At 49.2% G+C, this 17,285-nt stretch carries 14 protein-coding genes; 13 read left to right on the top strand and 1 reads right to left on the bottom strand.

All coding sequences use genetic code 11. The features are described 5' to 3' along the window. The 5 genes from Undi14_RS17545 (at position 1) to Undi14_RS17525 (ending at position 5,387) form a co-directional block, all read left to right on the top strand. A complete protein-coding gene (locus Undi14_RS17545) occupies positions 1 to 2,064 on the top strand; it encodes a M3 family metallopeptidase (protein ID WP_200181933.1) in 2,064 nt (687 codons plus the stop codon). Positions 2,065 to 2,075: 11 nt separating this feature from the next. Then, positions 2,076 to 2,693 carry a glutaredoxin family protein gene (locus Undi14_RS17540; protein WP_234030674.1) on the top strand — a complete coding sequence of 206 codons (618 nt, stop codon included), beginning with the start codon at positions 2,076 to 2,078 and terminating at the stop codon, positions 2,691 to 2,693. A 1-nt stretch (position 2,694) separates the two neighbouring features. Beyond that, complete coding sequence (locus tag Undi14_RS17535) at positions 2,695 to 3,114, top strand: DNA polymerase III subunit chi (protein ID WP_200182031.1); 420 nt, start codon at positions 2,695 to 2,697, stop codon at positions 3,112 to 3,114. Position 3,115: 1 nt separating this feature from the next. Then, the gene (locus Undi14_RS17530) at positions 3,116 to 3,541 is read left to right on the top strand and encodes a hypothetical protein (protein WP_200181931.1); all 426 of its coding nucleotides are present in this window, start codon (positions 3,116 to 3,118) and stop codon (positions 3,539 to 3,541) included. Positions 3,542 to 4,241: 700 nt separating this feature from the next. Continuing rightward, positions 4,242 to 5,387: a branched-chain amino acid ABC transporter substrate-binding protein gene (locus Undi14_RS17525; RefSeq protein ID WP_200181929.1), complete on the top strand. Its 1,146-nt coding sequence runs from the start codon at positions 4,242 to 4,244 to the stop codon at positions 5,385 to 5,387. 103 nt (positions 5,388 to 5,490) lie between these two features. On the opposite strand, the gene Undi14_RS17520 is transcribed toward Undi14_RS17525, so the two are convergent. Continuing rightward, complete coding sequence (locus Undi14_RS17520) at positions 5,491 to 5,799, bottom strand: c-type cytochrome (RefSeq protein WP_200181926.1); 309 nt, start codon at positions 5,797 to 5,799, stop codon at positions 5,491 to 5,493. Between the two features lie 125 nt (positions 5,800 to 5,924). Between Undi14_RS17520 and Undi14_RS17515 the strand changes: the two genes are divergently transcribed. The 8 genes from Undi14_RS17515 to Undi14_RS17480 all read left to right on the top strand — a co-directional run bounded on the left by Undi14_RS17515 (position 5,925) and on the right by Undi14_RS17480 (position 17,163). Next, positions 5,925 to 6,158 (top strand): TIGR04438 family Trp-rich protein, encoded by a 234-nt coding sequence (locus Undi14_RS17515; protein WP_186885962.1) that lies wholly within the window; start codon positions 5,925 to 5,927, stop codon positions 6,156 to 6,158. An 80-nt stretch (positions 6,159 to 6,238) separates the two neighbouring features. Continuing rightward, a complete protein-coding gene (locus Undi14_RS17510; RefSeq protein WP_200181924.1) occupies positions 6,239 to 7,150 on the top strand; it encodes a LysR family transcriptional regulator in 912 nt (303 codons plus the stop codon). After that, a complete protein-coding gene (gene lgt / locus Undi14_RS17505; protein ID WP_190480983.1) occupies positions 7,144 to 7,941 on the top strand; it encodes a prolipoprotein diacylglyceryl transferase in 798 nt (265 codons plus the stop codon). The genes Undi14_RS17510 and lgt overlap by 7 nt, the downstream gene beginning before the upstream one ends. A gap of 346 nt (positions 7,942 to 8,287) precedes the next feature. Further along, positions 8,288 to 10,375 (top strand): M13 family metallopeptidase, encoded by a 2,088-nt coding sequence (locus Undi14_RS17500; RefSeq protein WP_200181921.1) that lies wholly within the window; start codon positions 8,288 to 8,290, stop codon positions 10,373 to 10,375. A 617-nt stretch (positions 10,376 to 10,992) separates the two neighbouring features. Beyond that, positions 10,993 to 12,684, top strand: a complete 1,692-nt coding sequence (gene leuA, locus Undi14_RS17495) for a 2-isopropylmalate synthase (protein ID WP_200181919.1) — start codon at positions 10,993 to 10,995, stop codon at positions 12,682 to 12,684. A gap of 212 nt (positions 12,685 to 12,896) precedes the next feature. Then, positions 12,897 to 13,358: an OsmC family protein gene (locus Undi14_RS17490; RefSeq protein WP_200181918.1), complete on the top strand. Its 462-nt coding sequence runs from the start codon at positions 12,897 to 12,899 to the stop codon at positions 13,356 to 13,358. Between the two features lie 9 nt (positions 13,359 to 13,367). Continuing rightward, entirely contained in the window at positions 13,368 to 14,021 is a 654-nt protein-coding gene (locus tag Undi14_RS17485; protein WP_200181917.1) for an FMN-binding negative transcriptional regulator, read from the top strand. A 193-nt stretch (positions 14,022 to 14,214) separates the two neighbouring features. Then, complete coding sequence (locus Undi14_RS17480; protein WP_200181916.1) at positions 14,215 to 17,163, top strand: HD domain-containing phosphohydrolase; 2,949 nt, start codon at positions 14,215 to 14,217, stop codon at positions 17,161 to 17,163. Positions 17,164 to 17,285: the final 122 nt, after the last annotated feature.

Below are 17,285 nucleotides of genomic sequence, written 5' to 3'. Positions count from 1 at the left end.
ATGACAACCAGTTCTCCATTACTCGACTTTACCGACCTGCCACGTTTTGCCGATATCCGCGCCGAACACATCACGCCCGCCATCACCAGCCTGCTGGCGGAAAACCGTGCCGTGGTCGAACAACTGTCCGCCAGTCAGGACGAAGTGACGTGGGAAAATTTTGTTGAGCCACTGGAGAACGCCACCGAAAAACTGGGCCGTGCCTGGGGCATCGTCAGCCATCTGAATGGCGTAGCCGATACGCCGGAATTGCGGGCGGCCTACAATGAAAATCAACCGGCGATCACAGAGTTCTGGACCGAGCTGGGACAAAATCTGGCGTTGTTCGGCAAATACAAAGCCTTGCGCGCACAAGCCGGATTTGATGCATTGCCTGTGGCACGCAAAACTATCATACAAAACGCGATCCGTGATTTCCGTCTGGGTGGCGCTGAGTTGCCGGATGAACTGAAACAACGCTATGCAGAAATTCAGGAAAAACACGCGATGCTGACCACGCGTTTTTCCGAAAATGTACTCGATGCCACCAATGATTATGCGTTACTGATCAGCGACATCAACGAACTCAAAGGCGTACCGGAAGATGTGATTCAGGCAGCCAAAGCAACGGCTGAAAAAAATGGTAAAGCCGGTTATCAGTTCACCCTGCATTTCCCGTCCTATTTCCCGTTATTGCAGTACGCCGATAATCGCCAGATTCGTGAAACGATTTATCGCGCGAATGCCACCAAGGCATCTGAATTAGGTGCGAAACCTGAGTGGGATAACACCGCAATCATTGCGGAATTGCTGCAGTTACGCAAAGAAGAAGCAGAATTACTCGGCTACCGGAATTTTGCCGAAGTCTCACTCGTGAGCAAAATGGCAGAGTCACCGGCGCTGGTCAGCCGCTTTCTCGAAGACCTCGCGCAACGCGCGCGCCCTTATGCCAAAAAAGACTTGCAGGAATTACGCAGCTTCGCCGCAGAACAATTAGGCATCAGCACGCTCGAAGCGTGGGACGTCACCTATGCCTCCGAAAAACTGCGCGAACAGCGCTATGCGTTTTCTGAGCAGGAAGTGAAATTGTATTTCCCCGAGCCGCAAGTCATCAGCGGCTTATTCCGCGTGATTCAGACCTTGTTCGGCGTCACCATCCGTATCGATAAAGCGGATACCTGGCACCCTGATGTGCAGTTTTATCGCATAGAAAAAGACGGCCAACTGATCGGTCAGTTCTATCTTGACCTGTATGCGCGTCAGGGCAAACGCGGCGGCGCCTGGATGGACGATGCCCGTGGTCGCCGCAAAAACGCCGATGGCATACAAACACCGGTTGCCTATCTGGTGTGCAATTTCACCGAACCTGCGACGGTGGATGGTGTGCGCAAACCAGCTTACTTTACCCACGATGAAGTGATCACGCTATTCCATGAATTTGGTCATGGCCTGCATCATCTGCTGACGCAAGTTGATGATTTATCGGTATCCGGTATTTCCGGCGTGGAATGGGATGCCGTCGAATTACCGTCGCAATTCATGGAAAATTTCTGCTGGGAGTGGGATGTGCTGCAACACATGACCGCTCATGCCGACACCGGCGAATCCCTGCCGCGCAGCCTGTACGACAAGATGATTGCGGCGAAAAATTTTCAGTCCGGCTTGCAAACCCTGCGTCAGGTCGAATTTGCGCTGTTCGATATGCGCCTGCACGATCAGTTTGATCCGCACGGAACGCAGTCGGTGCAGGATATTCTGAATCAGGTCAGAGAACAGATTTCTGTGTTTACCGCACCGGAATTCAACCGCTTCCAGCATGCATTCAGCCACATCTTTGCCGGCGGTTATGCCGCTGGTTATTACAGTTATAAATGGGCCGAGGTATTATCTGCCGATGCCTATGCGGCGTTTGAAGAACACGGTAAAACCGCGGGCAGCAATCTGTCACGCACAGCGGGACAAAAGTTTCAGAAAGAAGTACTGGAAGTTGGTGGCTCACGCCCGGCGCTTGATTCATTCAAAGCCTTCCGTGGCAGAGAGCCCGCCATCGATGCTTTATTACGCCATAGCGGCATGTCAGCCTGAAGGAGCACACCTTGAAACGAACAACCTCAGCAAAGCATTTCCTGCTTCTGCCCTTGATGTTACTGGCAGTGCAAGCGCAGGCACAGCTGTATAAATCTGTTGGACCGGATGGAAAAATCACGTATTCCGACACACCGCCACAGGCGAATCAGAAATTGCTGGAAAAAAAAGAATTGTCCGGCTCGGTCAGCACAGCGAATTTTCCTTATGAGCTCGGGCAGGCTGTCTCAAAAAATCCGGTGACCATTTACACAGCGGCCAATTGCGCACCCTGTAATGATGGAAAAAATCTGTTGAAATCCGCCGGTGTTCCTTTTTCAGAAAAAACTGTCAAAACATCCGAAGACATAGAAAAGCTGAAGCAAATCAGTGGCGACACCCAGCTTCCTGTGATGCAAATCGGCAGCAAGAAATTACGTGGTTACAATGCTGACGACTGGAAAGCTGCGGTAACGTCTGCCGCTTATCCTGCCAGCAACATGCTGCCGCCGGATTATCGTTATCCGACAGCAGAAAGCGCAGCACCCGCAGCACCGACAACGACAACTGGTGAAAAGCCCACACAGCAGAAAAAGCCTGCCAACGTTCCGGCCAAAAAGCCTGCGTCAGAAAATGACTTCCGCTTCTGATATGACGCGTATCGATTTCCACAGTAATGTCGCTGACAAGCTTCATTACGCCTGCCGACTGATACGCAAGGCGCGCGCAGCGAACAGCAAAGTCGTGGTCTATCATCATGATCTGACTGTTCTGCGCCACCTGGATGAAGCACTGTGGACCATCAGCGAAGCCGATTTTTTACCGCATGTCATGGCCGATGACGCACTGGCATCAATGACGCCGATTGTCCTCAGCAATACGCGTCTGGATCAAAGCCCGCATTTTGAATTGCTGGTCAATCTGAGTGCCTCGGTGCCGGAACATTTCCCTCTGTTTGGCCGCATGATAGAAATCGTCTCAGGCGACCAGCAAGACACGCTGGCAGCGCGCGAACGCTATCGCCACTATCAACAGCAAGGCCACACTCTCAGCCATAACGTCGCTAAATAATATGAATACCTCGATTGATGCCAGCATCCCCGTTCTCACCGAAATTATCCTCCCAGTTACTGAAACTGTGGATCAGGCTCTTGCTGAGGCTGGAACGGTAACAGCTGCAACAACATCCTCATCTCCATTACCAAACCCGCCGCCTGCCATCATTGCCCAAGCGGATGCCGAGGCAACAAATGTCAGCGTTCCAGAAGAACACTGGCAAACACTGGAGCAAAGTTTAAAAGAAGACGTACTGAAGCACGTTCTGGCGCGCGTCGACTTTGTTCTTGAACATAGAGTCAGGGACAATCTTGCCGACGTATTGCAGACAGCGGTTGAGGGCTTGGCGAACGAGATTCGCGCCGGTCTGAAAAACTCACTGGAAGAACTGGTCACCAGGGCTGTCACCCAGGAAATCAACAAGGTGAAGAATTCAAAATAGTTTTTTATCTCAATGTTGCAACACCTCGTTCCATTCTTTCAGGCTAGTTTTCTGCGGTCAGACGACTGCATTCGGCGCGCCGTCTGACCTATCCTGCCAGCAACATATCCAATGCACGCACGTTCGGGTGACGCACAAAGTCGATCACAATAACGTGGTGCGCCGCACAAAATCAGCCTCTTACTGATGTAAAAAACCACCAGAATTAAAAAAATATTGTCGCTATCAAATAAAATTTCAAAGCATTTTTCACTCGCATTTTCATGAGGTCGCACCAACTTTGTGCGCCTCGCCCTAAGTTATCTCTGCCCACGCCTTACCGCCTCAGCATTTGTCCTTAGTCAGAAAACCTTCCCACCCTGACATCGGCACTATCGTGGCAAACCTTATGAACATGGGATGGCTGCGACATAACATTTTGATGCACTGCAAAGAAGTGTTCGCGAGATGGACAACGGTTGCTTATCAAGGCTTCAACATTAATAATCGACGCTGACTTTCTATGAGTTAAAAGCTGGCAATCCCGGTTAAAAAAATGCCCGATTTTGGCGCATGGAAAAATCATTCGGATAAAAAAAAATCATGCTAAAGAGCTTTCCGAAATTTTTTTTCTGTTGTACCTTTTGTATATTCAGTTTCCTGAATAGGTTGGCATTACAGTTTTGTAGCCCTACTTTTTAATCCTCAAGGGAGTATGTTCATGTCGTTAAAAACTAAAATGATTCCACTGGCTGGCGCGATCGCTTTCGCATTTGCCGGTTCTGCGGCAGCTCAGGAAGTCGTTATTAAAATTGGTCACGTCGGCCCAGTTTCCGGCGCTATTGCCCACTTAGGTAAAGACAATGAAAACGGCGCCAAAATGGCGATCGAAGAGTTGAATGCAAAAGGCGTGATGATAGGCGGCAAAAAAGCAAAATTCGAATTGCTGGCTGAAGACGACGGCGGCGATCCTAAACAAGGCACGACTGTTGCGCAAAAACTGGTTGATGCCAAAGTCAACGGCGTCATCGGCCATCTGAATTCAGGAACAACAATCCCAGCATCCAAAATCTACAACGATGCAGGTATTCCACAAATTTCCCCATCTGCAACAGCAGTTCCATACACCAACCAAGGCTTCAAAGGCGCATTCCGCGTAGTAGCTAACGATGGCCAGTTAGGCGGCACTTTGGGTCGTTATGCTGTACAGATCAGCAAAGCGAAAAAAATTGCAGTGATTGACGATAAAACAGCCTATGGCGAAGGCGTGGCAAAAGAATTCGTCAAAGGTGCTAAAGGTAAAGGTGCAGAAATCCTCGTTCAGGAACATACAACGGATAAATCGAATGATTTCGCCGCAATTCTGACCACAATCAAAGCGAAAAAACCTGATCTGATTTTCTTCGGTGGTATGGATGCGGTTGCCGGTCCTATGCTGCGTCAGATGAAAGCATTGGGCGTGAATGCAAAATTCATGGGCGGCGATGGTATCTGCACAACCGATCTGGTTAAACTCGCTGGTGATGCTATCGGCGAAGGCCAGGTCGTCTGCGCTGAAGCTGGTGGTGTTCTCGACGCGCAAAAAACAGCGAACGACAACTGGAAAGCAGCTTACAAGAAAAAATTCGGCGTCGATGTTCAGATCTATGCACCGTATGTTTACGATGCTGTGATGACGATGGTCGAAGCAATGAAACAAGCTAATTCTGCAGAACCGGCAAAATATTTGCCAGTACTGAAGAAAATCAAATACAAAGGCGTCACTGGCGATATCGCATTTGATGACAAAGGCGATATCAAAGACGGTACACTGACTTTGTACACATACAAAGGCGGCAAACGTGATCTGTTGGCTGTGACGAAATAATCAGCGTCAAGATCAGCTTCAAGTTCAGACAAAAAAAGCCCGGTTCATTTGAACCGGGCTTTTTTATTAATGATGATCTGCATTTTTCAGCAGTCTGTTTTGCTTATTTCAATGCCAGAATCCACTTAACCAAAGTTTTAGCTTCTGCTTCTGTGACCTGCGGATTCGCTGGCATAGGGATCGCGCCCCAGGTACCGCTACCACCTTTGATGATTTTTTGTATCAGTTTCGCTTCTGCAGTTTTATCGCCCGCATATTTTTTTGCTACTTCTTTGTAGCCAGGACCGACGACTTTATTATCAACCGCATGACATGCCAGACAATTTTTCGCTTTTGCCAGATCGGCATTTGCCAGCGCCGAGCCAGATGCCAATACTGCCAGAGCAGCACCTACGATTAAGGAATATTTCATTGTTCTCTCCAGGTTAAAAATGCCGTTTCATTTTAACGCTTTTCAGAGATTTGAACACGACTGAAAACATGCTGGTTGACCTGCCACGCAATACGTTTTAATCTGCTGACAAAAGGAAACTAATTATGCTACTGATCATCCCGCTGTTCTTATTGCTGGTCTTAAAACTTGCCGAAGTGTCGGTGTTCGCCACGATGTCCTGGTGGTGGATTATTGGCGGCGCAATATTTGCCTTTTTGTGGTTTGAATTTTTCGAACGCATGCTGGGTCTGGATAAACGCAAAGATGATGCGCACTTCGAAAAAATGAAGGCAGAACGCCTGAAACGGACGTTTGATAAAAAAGTCGGTCGTCGTTGATGACGCTCAGTTTTAAGAAAACACAAAGCCGACATTGGGTCGGCTTTTTTTACGGACAAGAAAACCGGTAATCTTCACGCATGAGCAATTCTGATCTGCGCCATCTGGAATTACGCCAGCTTCGCTATTTCATCGCGGTTGCGGAAGAAATGCATTTTGGCAAAGCCGCACTACGCCTGAATATGACCCAACCGCCGCTATCGCAGGCGATTCAGTCGCTCGAAACCTTGCTCGGTACCGCACTGTTTATCCGTACCACCCGCCATACCGCGCTGACGCCCGCTGGGATTGCTTTGCTGCCGGAAGCCAGACGGCTGCTGGAACAGGCCAATAGTCTGCGTCAGTTGGCACAAAGAGCCGCCGCTGGCGCACAGGGGCATTTGTCTCTCGCCTTCGTCTCCGTCGCCGATTACAGCATACTGCCGCCGACGTTGCGGGCGTTCCGGCAAAGTCATCCCGACGTCAGCATAGAGTTGCGTGAAGCCACGACCGATGTCCAACTCGATGCGCTGGAAAAAAGTGAAATTGATGCAGGCTTTATGATTCCGCCTTTACCGGAAAAGCTGCAACAGCTTTTGTGCTATCAGAAAATTCTGACCGAACCGCTGATGCTGGCGGCACCTGAGCACTTACTACCGCGTCACAGCTCACTCAAAATGGAAAACTGTCCGGATCTGCCATTAATCTTATTTCCCCGCAAAATCGCGCCGTCATTGCACGATGCGATACTCGGCCATTTCCATGCGGTGGGGAAAACGCCGGTGATCGGCCAGGAGGCAATACAGATGCAAACCATCGTCGGTCTGGTCTCGGCTGGCATGGGTATCGCACTTGTGCCACAATCCGTCTCGAACTTGCAGCGCCCCGGCGTGGTCTATCATCCGATTGAACATGCCACACCCGCAGTAGAGATCGGCATCGTCTGGCGTAAAGATAATCCGTCAGCAGTGCTCGCCTCCTTTTTACAGCTTTTACATACAACCACATGCTGATTCATCCTAATCCTGATCCCGTCGCTTTTGCCATTGGCCCCCTTTCCGTGCATTGGTATGGCCTGATGTATATGGTCGCCTTTGCCCAGTTTATTGTGCTGGGCCGTTATCGCCTCAGATTGCCGCATGTCGCCGCCAAAGGCTGGACCCGCGAACATATCGACGACATGCTTTTTTATGGCGTGCTTGGCGTGATTCTCGGCGGTCGTCTTGGCGAAGTGCTTTTTTACGGACTGCCCTACTACCTCGACAATCCGCTGGAAATTTTCAAAGTCTGGAAAGGCGGCATGTCATTTCATGGCGGGTTTCTCGGTGTGCTGATTGCGATGTCCTTGTGGGCGCGTAAAGCAAAAATGCATCTGGCGGATGTGTACGATTTCATCGCGCCGCTCGTGCCGCTGGGTTATGCGGCTGGCCGCATCGGCAACTTCATCAATCACGAATTGCCGGGGCGCGTTGCCTCCGCCGATTTACCGTGGGCGATGATCTGGCCCGGCGTCGATCATCCTGTGCATCCATCGCCGCTGTATCAGGCATTGGTCGATGGTGTTTTACTGTTCATTATTTTGTGGATCTTCGCCAGCAAAGCGCGGCCACGGCTGGCGGTCGGTTCGCTGTTTGTGATCCTGTACGGCTGCGCCCGCTTCTGCACAGAATACTTCCGCACGCCGGATTACGAAGTCAGTTTTGCCGGACTCACGATCTCTGCCGGACAGATGCTTTCTCTGCCTATGATAGTGGTCGGCGCGCTGCTGCTGTTCTGGTCTTACCGTCAGAAAAAATCCTCGTAATTGCTATAATTTGGGGGAGTATATGTAAAAAACACCTTAATCTCCGCGTAAATAAAGGAGGTTTAAATATACTCCCCCCAGTATAATTCATTCTTTTATCGCCTTAAATAGCCTCCTGAAGATCGCCTCAGCAATGCGTATTCAGACTAAAACTGGCGTCACCGACCGCATTATCCAGATAAAAAAAGCGACTGATTATTTCGCATTCTGACGAACTAATCAGCCGCTTTTTTGTCTCATAAAACTGGACAGCATTCTTCCCCTTGCATTACTTTTGATGCAGGTGGTTGAATGACATTTCTTGAACTCTATTTCAACCGAATTTAAAAATTAAAGGGACTCTCACATGCAACGCACCCTGCTCTCGCTTGCCGTCCTGGCAGCCATCTCTGCCGGCAGTACCGGCGCCGCTTTTGCCCAAACCACGACAACACCAGCCAACACGACCGCAGCCACAACGACTACCACAGCCGCCCGCAGTTCAGGCATAGACCTGCAATGGATAGATACCAGCGTTCGGCCACAGGATGATTTCTTTAAATTCATGTCCGGCAAATGGCTGGCGAATGCAGAGATTCCGGCAGACCGCGCCCGCTTTGGTTCTTTCGATCAGTTGCGCGACTTATCCGAACAACGTTCGTATGACATCATCAAAGCATTAGCCGCAGACAGCAAATTGAAAGCGGGCAGCAACGAGAAAAAAATCGCCGATCTCTACAATAGTTTCATGGACGAAGCACAGGCTGAGAAACTTGATATTGCGCCGCTCAAAGCGACATTCAACCGCATTGACCGTTTCACCAAAAAAGAAGATTTGCCAGCACTGATTTCTAATCTGTCCAAACTCGGCGTTTCGCTGCCGGTGCAATCCGGCATCGGCCAGGATGCACGTGATTCCAGCAAATACGCAGTGTATGTCAGTCAGGGTGGGCTGGGTTTGCCAGACCGTGATTACTACCTGAAAGACGACGATGCCAAGCTCAAAGGCTTCCGCGATGCTTACGTTAAACACATAGAAAAAATGCTGGAAATGAGCGGTCAGAAAGATGCTGAAAAAGCGGCTGCCAGCATTCTTGCCCTGGAAACAGAAATCGCGAAAATTCAATGGACCAAAGTCGAAAACCGGAACCCGGTCAAAACCTACAACAAAATTGAAAAAGCAAAATTAGCAGAACTGCTGCCCGGCTTCGACTGGACCGCGTATTTCGCAGGCACTGGCGTCGGCAACCGCGTGGATTACGTGATTGTCCGTCAACCGGGCTTCCTCAGTGGCATGGCAAAAATCATTCAGGACACACCTGTTTCCGTTTGGCAGTCCTATTACAAATGGAAAGTGCTGAGTGCGTATGCGAGCCTGTTATCGAAACGCTTTGTCGATGAAGATTTCAACTTCTCCAGCGTGACATTACGCGGCATTCCGGCCAACCAGCCTCGCTGGAAACGTGGTGTGGCACGCGTGGAAGAAAGCATGTCGGAAGCGCTGGGCAAACTGTATGTCGCCAAATACTTCCCGCCTGAGAATAAAGCACGCATGGAAGAACTAGTGAAGAATCTGACGCTCGCGTACAAACAAAGCATAGAAACGCTGGACTGGATGAGCCCTGAGACCAAAAAAGAAGCGCTCACCAAACTCGCTAAATTCACACCGAAAATCGGCTACCCGGATGTGTGGCGCGATTACAGCAAACTGGTCATCAAAAAAGACGATCTGGTCGGTAACGTAATGCGTGGCCGCGAACATGAATACTTACGCCAATTGTCCAAATTGGGTCAGCCAGTCAGCCGCAAAGAATGGGGCATGAGCCCACAAACCGTGAACGCGTATTACAACTCACGTCAGAATGAAATCGTATTCCCGGCAGCGATTCTGCAACCGCCATTCTTCAATCCGGCAGCAGATGATGCGGTGAATTACGGTGGCATCGGCGCGGTGATCGGCCATGAAATCAGCCACGGCTTTGATGATTCCGGCAGCCAGTCTGATGGCGATGGCAATCTGCGTGACTGGTGGACCAAAGAAGACAAAGCGAATTTCGGCAAACTGACCGCAGCGATGATTGCACAATACAACGCCTACAGCCCGCTGCCAGGTTATAACGTCAACGGCGCGCTGACACTCGGTGAAAACATTGCCGATAATTCTGGTTTATCAATCGCCTATAAAGCATATCAGATCTCACTCGGCGGCAAAGCGGCGCCGGTGATTGACGGTTACACTGGCGACCAGCGTTTGTTCATGGGCTGGGCACAAGTCTGGCGTGGTAAGGCGCGTGATGCCGAAGCGATTCGTCTGATCAACACCGACCCACACTCACCAGCGGCGGTACGTGGTAATGCGCCACTAACCAACCTGCCAGCTTTCTACTCTGCGTTTGGTGTCAAAGAAGGCGACAAAATGTACACCGCGCCAGAGAAACGTATCACGATCTGGTAATCGCATCAGCGATGTGAATCTGTATTCACATCACACCAAAAGCTGATTTCAACAATCAGACCAAGCTCTCTTTCTCTAAAAGGAAAGAGAGCTTTTTTTAAATTCAGCCTTGACATCGATCTGCGTAAGGCTTTACATTAAACCCATGCGTACATCCACTCATATCACTGCTGCGAAAACAACTGCCGGACACAGACCCGCTCTGCTGCTCGCGTTTTCGGGCTGGATGCTACTGACTCTGCTATCACTGGCATCTCTACTACTACCTAAATAAGCGCAGAAATTCTGCTAAAAAAGTAGTCTCAATCAGGTTTTACTCCCGTTTTTATTTTCAGTTTTTTCGACTTCACCGAAGTCTTCCTTCAGGAATCCGCATGTACATCAGCGCCAGATTGATCAGCCGTTTTCAGCATCGTAGCGACGCCGAGCTGATGCTGTCCATCGCTGTGCAAGCACTGCTATCCGTACTACGACTACCGATCGGTTAACTGGCCTCGCGTACTGTTTGCTGGCCGTCAGTTAACCTCTGAGCGCCAGCTTCATTCCGTTCAACAGTCCAGACCACTATCGCTTGAAAGCGAGGCGGACTGCCGTTAAAACCTAGCCGAGAGATACAGATGCTTGCTCAACCGTCGAACAAATACCGCCCGTTTCCTCCTATCGATTTGCCCACACGTCAGTGGCCAGAACGCGTCATCAGCGCAGCACCCATCTGGATGAGCACCGATTTACGTGATGGGAATCAGGCGCTGACAGAACCCATGAACAGCGCCACCAAATTGCGCTTTTTTGAAATGCTGACACGCATCGGTCTGAAAGAAATTGAAGTGGCGTTCCCGGCGGCATCGGACACCGACTTCGATTTCGTCCGTCAATTAATTACGGAACAGCGGATTCCTGATGACGTGACGATAGAGGTATTGACTCAGGCTCGCCCCGAACTGATACACAGAACCATCGCGTCGCTGAAAGGTGCGCGACGTGCGATCGTGCATTTGTATAACCCGATTGCACCCGCATTTCGCCGTATTGTCTTTGCAAAAAGCCGCGAAGAAATAAAACAAATTGCCATCGCCGGAACACAACTGATCAAAACGCTGACCGACGCACAACCGGAAACCGAGTGGATTTTTGAATATTCACCCGAAACCTTCAGCATGGCTGAGCTCGATTTTTCGAAAGAAATATGCGATGCCGTCAGCGAAATATGGCAAGCGACACCTGAGCGGAAAATCATCATCAACTTGCCAGGCACCGTTGAATCAAGTACGCCGAATATTTATGCAGATCAGATTGAATGGATGCACAGGCATCTCACTTACCGCTCTGCGACAGTGCTCAGCGTTCATCCGCATAATGACCGTGGTACCGCCGTTGCGGCAGCCGAACTGGCCATAATGGCCGGCGCCGATCGTGTTGAAGGCTGCCTGTTCGGTAACGGTGAACGCACCGGCAATGTCGATCTTGTGACGCTGGCACTGAATTTATATACCCAGGGGATACATCCGCAGCTTGATTTTTCTGACATCGATTCTGTGCGTCAGTGTGTGGAAGAGTGCAATCAATTGCCGGTGCATCCGCGTCACCCTTATGTCGGCGATCTGGTGCATACCGCATTTTCAGGCTCACATCAGGATGCCATAAAAAAAGGACTGGCTCAGCAAGACCCACAAGGTTTTTGGGAAGTTCCGTATTTACCTATAGATCCACAAGATATAGGGCGTAATTACGATGCAGTCATCCGCGTCAACAGCCAGTCAGGTAAAGGCGGAATGGCATTTTTACTTGAACATGAATATGGCATACGGCTGCCACGTCGCTTACAAATCGAATTCAGTCAGGTCATTCAGCGCGTTGCAGACAGCAGCGGCAAAGAAATGCAGGCGTCAGAAATTTTTCATATTTTCAGTCAGGAATACCTGACACCGTTTCCGCACTACGCTTATCAGGCACATCAGCTTCTGGAACACAGAGCACAGCCATCCGATTCAGCGCAATTATCGTTGCAGCTGGAGCTGCTGTTTCACGGACAATCACAAGTTATCCGTGCGACAGGCCGTGGCATTCATGAAACCTTACATCGGGCCTTTCAGTCACAAGGCATAGAACTGCAGATATTCAGCCACAGCGAAGAAAAAATACGTCAGAATCCAGAGAGTAAAGTGCTTTGTATTCTGGAAATACGAGTGAACGGCGCGCGCGAGTTTGGTGTTGCAATGGCCTATACCAGTGAGGCAGCGTCGATACAAGCCACCATTAACGCGATTAACCGGCGACAACATCAACGTCTGGAAGAAACAATACTCTGACGTTGGCACATTAAACCAACAATACCCGCAGCGGCATCATGGTTCGTGTTGATACCGCTGCAGATCGGCTACAAGTATTCTGATCATTACGTTAAACTGTCTGTCAACACTGAGCGAACCGGTTTTACTGATCGCGCTGTTTGGCAACGCAGCATCAAATCGTGTCGGGACAGGTACAGCTAAATTTATCCATGATCGCCTGAAGGAATTATATGGAACAGTATTGTGCAAAAGTGGTTTGGAATCGCGGTGAGCAAAATTTCAGTGATAATAAATATAGCCGCGGTCATGAATGGAAATTTGACGGCGGCCTGACGATACCTGCGTCTTCGGCGCCATCATCCGTTCCTCTGCCATTCTCGGTTGCAGAAAACATAGATCCGGAAGAAGCACTGGTCGCCGCGCTTTCGAGCTGTCATATGCTGTTTTTTCTCGCCTTCGCCAGCAAGCAAGGCTTTATCGTTGACAGTTATGAAGATAACGCCGCCGGTATCATGGAAAAAAATGAAAAAAGGCGGATGTCCATCACCCGCATAGAATTGCGCCCGCATACTGTATTTTCCGGGCCAACCATTCCGACTGCCGAACAAATTCTGGCGCTGCATCACTTGTCCCACGAACACTGTTATATAGCGAACTCTATACGTGCAGAAGTCGTCATTACCCCAGTGTGAGCGAATAAAATGTATACACCCGCAGTGTTCTCCGAGCAAAAAATTGAAGTGCTGCATGCACTGATAGCTGAACATCCGCTGGCAAGCATAGTGACTCAGGCTGAGGATGGCTTGACTGCAGATCATATTCCCTTGATCATCGCCCCGCCGAGTGCTGATGCGCCGTTCGGGACGCTGCGCGGACACGTCGCGCGACAAAATCCGCTATGGCAGTACCCGTCAGAAATGCTGTGTATTTTTCAGGGGCCGAGCGCTTACATCACACCTAGTTGGTATGAAGAAAAAAAACAGAATGGCGCCGTTGTTCCTACATACAACTATGCAGTGGTACACACATACGGAAAGTTACGTGTCGTCGAAGATCAACAGGAATTTCTCGCGCTGCTCAATAGCCTGACCACACATTTTGAGGCTCAACGGACGATGCCGTGGCACATCAGCGATGCCCCATCAGACTATATTCATCATCTGATGGAGGCCATCGTCGGCATCGAAATTCCCATCACCCGCATCACGGGAAAATGGAAAGCAAGTCAGAATAAAATAACGCAAAACCGTATCAATATTGCGATGGGTTTGCGTGAAGAAAATAATCAGGATGGCATTGCGATGGCAGACCTGATGGAACTAGCTTTGTTTTCTCCGAATGAAAATAACACGTAAAAAATATTGCGTTTTTTACGCCGGGTTTCATACAGCTGCAAATGCCGGCATCTCGTTGCAGTGTCTTGGAATACAAGTTGATACGTAAAAGGCTGCACGCCTGAACCGAATAGTTTTTCATTTTTTTTACTGAGAGTTTCTGCACCAAACAAAAAATCATTCCGCCCTGAAAAACAACTTCAGAAAGCATGCCATGCCGACGAAAAAGAACGTGTATTTCTATATCTACATTTCTTATTTTTTTACCGGACTCATTCTGATTTTTGCTTTGATTATGGGCGCGGTACAATTTCCGCACATGAGCAGAATCATTCTCGCTCAGGCGAACAATGCATATGAGCTGATCGGTAAAGAAATTACCACGGATGTCCGGGAAATTTATGAGCCGGTAAAAAACCAGACTGAAATTCTGGCGCAGATTCATCCCCTACCCGGTAACAGCCTGAATGAACGATTGCGGAATGTCGCCTATCTGGCGAAAGCAATAGAAAAACTGCCATCGGCAACCTCCACCTATGTCGGTTATGCCAATGGCGATTTTTTTCTGTTGCGTCAGTTTGCAAAATCGAATGGCGGCAAAGAAGTATTTAACGCCCCGCCCGATACCACCTGGATAGCGCAAAGCACCAGCCATGATCATGGCCATCTGGTCGAATACATTGTGTATCTGAACGGCAATCTCAAAGAAATAAAACGGCTGGAAATTCCTTTAAGAAATTTCGATCCACGTCAACGTAACTGGTACTTGTCTGCAATGGAAAATCAAACCAGGGCAAACGTATCGGAACCCTATTATTTCTTTACTACCGGACAAATCGGTATCACCTACTCACAGAAAATTGTGAATGAAGAAGCGGTGGTTGGCATCGACATTGAAATACCGACGATACAAGACATCATCAGGAATCACAACGTCACGCCCTCGACTTCGATTGCGCTGACGGACCAGCAAGGGCAGTTACTCGCGTGGAAAAACGGGCGCTATGGCAGCTATAAGCCGCAGATCAGCGTACGTAAGGATGGCAGCAAAGGCATGCCACTGCTCGCAGATCAGGATGCGCCTGTGCTGAATCAAATACGAAAAACTGACGGATCGGTGCCAGCAGAACAGGTTCACACTAAAAGTGCAGCGATTGATGTGCATGGTGAAACCTGGTCAACATATCAGACCAGACTGCACATTCCGGGTGGGCAGGATCTGAACATACTGATCGCCAGTCCGCATGCGGAGCTGCTGGCAGACATCTTGAGCATGCGCAAACAAAACATCGTGATATTTGCGCTACTGCTGCTCGGAGAAATCGGCGTAACAATTTATTTTTCACGTCTGGCGTCAAAGCCGTTGAATCAACTATCAGACGAAGCGAAAAAAATTGCGCACTTCGACTTTCACAGCAAAATAGAAATTGAATCGCGTATCAGAGAAATTGCCGATCTCGCTGATTCTATGAAAGGGATGAAAGCCACCATACAATCGTTTCTCGACATCGCCAGCAGTCTTGCATCAGAAAGTAATTACGATCGTCTGCTGGCCAGAGTTTTAAAAGAAATGTCTGAAATAACAGGTGCTAAATCGGGCCTGCTGTATCTGTACGAACCGCAAAAAAATGCGCTGAATGTTGTTCAGATTTATGCCGATCATCAAGTGATTGAAACAGATGCACAAAGCGTCGTCATGAGCGATCACAGCCATCCGGTTGTTGCGGCCTGCCATTCCGGTTCGCAAATTATGCAACTACAGGCAGGTGATCTGAAACTATTTTTCAGTGCATTACCAGAGTCGTCGCATGTAATGACACTGATTTCTATCCCTCTGAAAGACCGCAACAACACACTGTCAGGCGCGATCGCACTGGTGATTGACGCGGCCGGAATTGACGATGCTCATCTGGCAATGGCGGAAGCTGTATCTGGCGCTGCCGCAGTCGCAATAGAAAATCAACGTCTGATTCAGGAACAGAAAGCCTTGCTGGCATCGTTCATACAACTGATCGCCAGTGCGATTGATGCCAAAAGCCCCTACACCGGAGGACATTGCCAGCGCGTTCCTGTGCTGACAAAATTACTCGCACAAGCAGCCTGCAGAGAAACCAGCGGGCCTTATGCCAGCTTTGATCTGAATGACGAAGAGTGGGAAGAATTACATGTAGCTTCGTGGTTGCATGACTGCGGTAAAGTAACGACGCCGGAGTACATCGTCGATAAGGCCACGAAACTGGAAACACTGTATGACCGAATTCATGAAATACGCATGCGCTTTGAAGTAATGAAACGCGATGCCGAGATCGCCTGCTGGCAAGCCATTGCCAATGGCGGAAATACGGCAGAACTGAAAGAAAAACTTAGTTCCGAAATCAGACAACTGGATGATGACTTTGCCTTTATTGCCGAATGCAATGAAGGTGGAGAATTCATGGCGCCAGATAAAATCGCCCGTATAAAAGCGATCGCTGAACGAACCTGGCTCAGAACATTATCTGACCGCATCGGCATTTCACACGACGAAAAAGAACGCAAAAACTGTACTCCGGAACCGGCACTGCCCGTAAGCGAATACCTGCTCAGCGACAAACCTGAACATATTTTTACCCGCTCAGCACGCGATCACATTCCTGCAGATAATCCCTGGGGCTTCAAAATCAAGGTGCCAGAGAATTTATATAACCGCGGCGAGCTGTATAACCTGTGCGTAACCCGCGGCACACTGTCCGAAGAGGAGCGCTATAAAATCAATGAGCACATGACGCAAACCATCATGATGCTGGGAAAATTGCCGTTTCCGCGCTATCTGGCAAAAGTACCTGAAATCGCTGGCGGTCATCATGAGAAAATGGATGGCACCGGCTATCCGAAACGTCTGACCGGCACTGAGATGAGTATTCCCGCCCGTATGATGGCCATCGCTGACATCTTTGAAGCCCTGACCGCTGCCGACCGCCCGTACAAAAACGGCAAGACCTTATCCGAAGCCATCAGGATTATGAGCTTCATGAAAAAAGACCAGCATATTGATGGTGACTTGTTCACGCTATTCCTAAAATCAGGTATCTATCTCGAATACGCGAAAATGTTTATGAAGGCTGAACAAATTGATGAGGTTGATGTGAGTATGTATTTAGCATCAGCAGATCACCTTGAGTAACTCGGCAGTTGATGTCCTTAAGGCACAGTATGTTCACACCAGCTTGAGACACCGATGTCCGCTACAAATTTACAAAAAAAAACGGCTTATTTACTAGCCGTTTTTTTGTTTTCAAAGTATGC

The organism is Undibacterium sp. 14-3-2 (genome assembly GCF_016595265.1).
Lineage (GTDB): Bacteria > Pseudomonadota > Gammaproteobacteria > Burkholderiales > Burkholderiaceae_D > Undibacterium > Undibacterium aquatile.
Note: the sequence above shows the minus strand (reverse complement) of the source record. Positions and strands in the feature narration are given on the sequence as shown.

Excerpts from the sequence above, each read along its gene's own strand:
- Undi14_RS17515 (WP_186885962.1), top strand. The coding sequence starts at position 5,925 with ATGCTACTGATCATCCCGCTGTTCTTATTGCTGGTCTTAAAACTTGCC.
- Undi14_RS17500 (WP_200181921.1), top strand. The coding sequence starts at position 8,288 with ATGCAACGCACCCTGCTCTCGCTTGCCGTCCTGGCAGCCATCTCTGCC.
- leuA (WP_200181919.1), top strand. The coding sequence starts at position 10,993 with ATGCTTGCTCAACCGTCGAACAAATACCGCCCGTTTCCTCCTATCGAT.
- Undi14_RS17480 (WP_200181916.1), top strand. The coding sequence starts at position 14,215 with ATGCCGACGAAAAAGAACGTGTATTTCTATATCTACATTTCTTATTTT.
- Undi14_RS17490 (WP_200181918.1), top strand. The coding sequence starts at position 12,897 with ATGGAACAGTATTGTGCAAAAGTGGTTTGGAATCGCGGTGAGCAAAAT.
- lgt (WP_190480983.1), top strand. The coding sequence starts at position 7,144 with ATGCTGATTCATCCTAATCCTGATCCCGTCGCTTTTGCCATTGGCCCC.
- Undi14_RS17525 (WP_200181929.1), top strand. The coding sequence starts at position 4,242 with ATGTCGTTAAAAACTAAAATGATTCCACTGGCTGGCGCGATCGCTTTC.
- Undi14_RS17545 (WP_200181933.1), top strand. The coding sequence starts at position 1 with ATGACAACCAGTTCTCCATTACTCGACTTTACCGACCTGCCACGTTTT.
- Undi14_RS17535 (WP_200182031.1), top strand. The coding sequence starts at position 2,695 with ATGACGCGTATCGATTTCCACAGTAATGTCGCTGACAAGCTTCATTAC.
- Undi14_RS17520 (WP_200181926.1), bottom strand. The coding sequence starts at position 5,799 with ATGAAATATTCCTTAATCGTAGGTGCTGCTCTGGCAGTATTGGCATCT.
- Undi14_RS17485 (WP_200181917.1), top strand. The coding sequence starts at position 13,368 with ATGTATACACCCGCAGTGTTCTCCGAGCAAAAAATTGAAGTGCTGCAT.
- Undi14_RS17530 (WP_200181931.1), top strand. The coding sequence starts at position 3,116 with ATGAATACCTCGATTGATGCCAGCATCCCCGTTCTCACCGAAATTATC.
- Undi14_RS17510 (WP_200181924.1), top strand. The coding sequence starts at position 6,239 with ATGAGCAATTCTGATCTGCGCCATCTGGAATTACGCCAGCTTCGCTAT.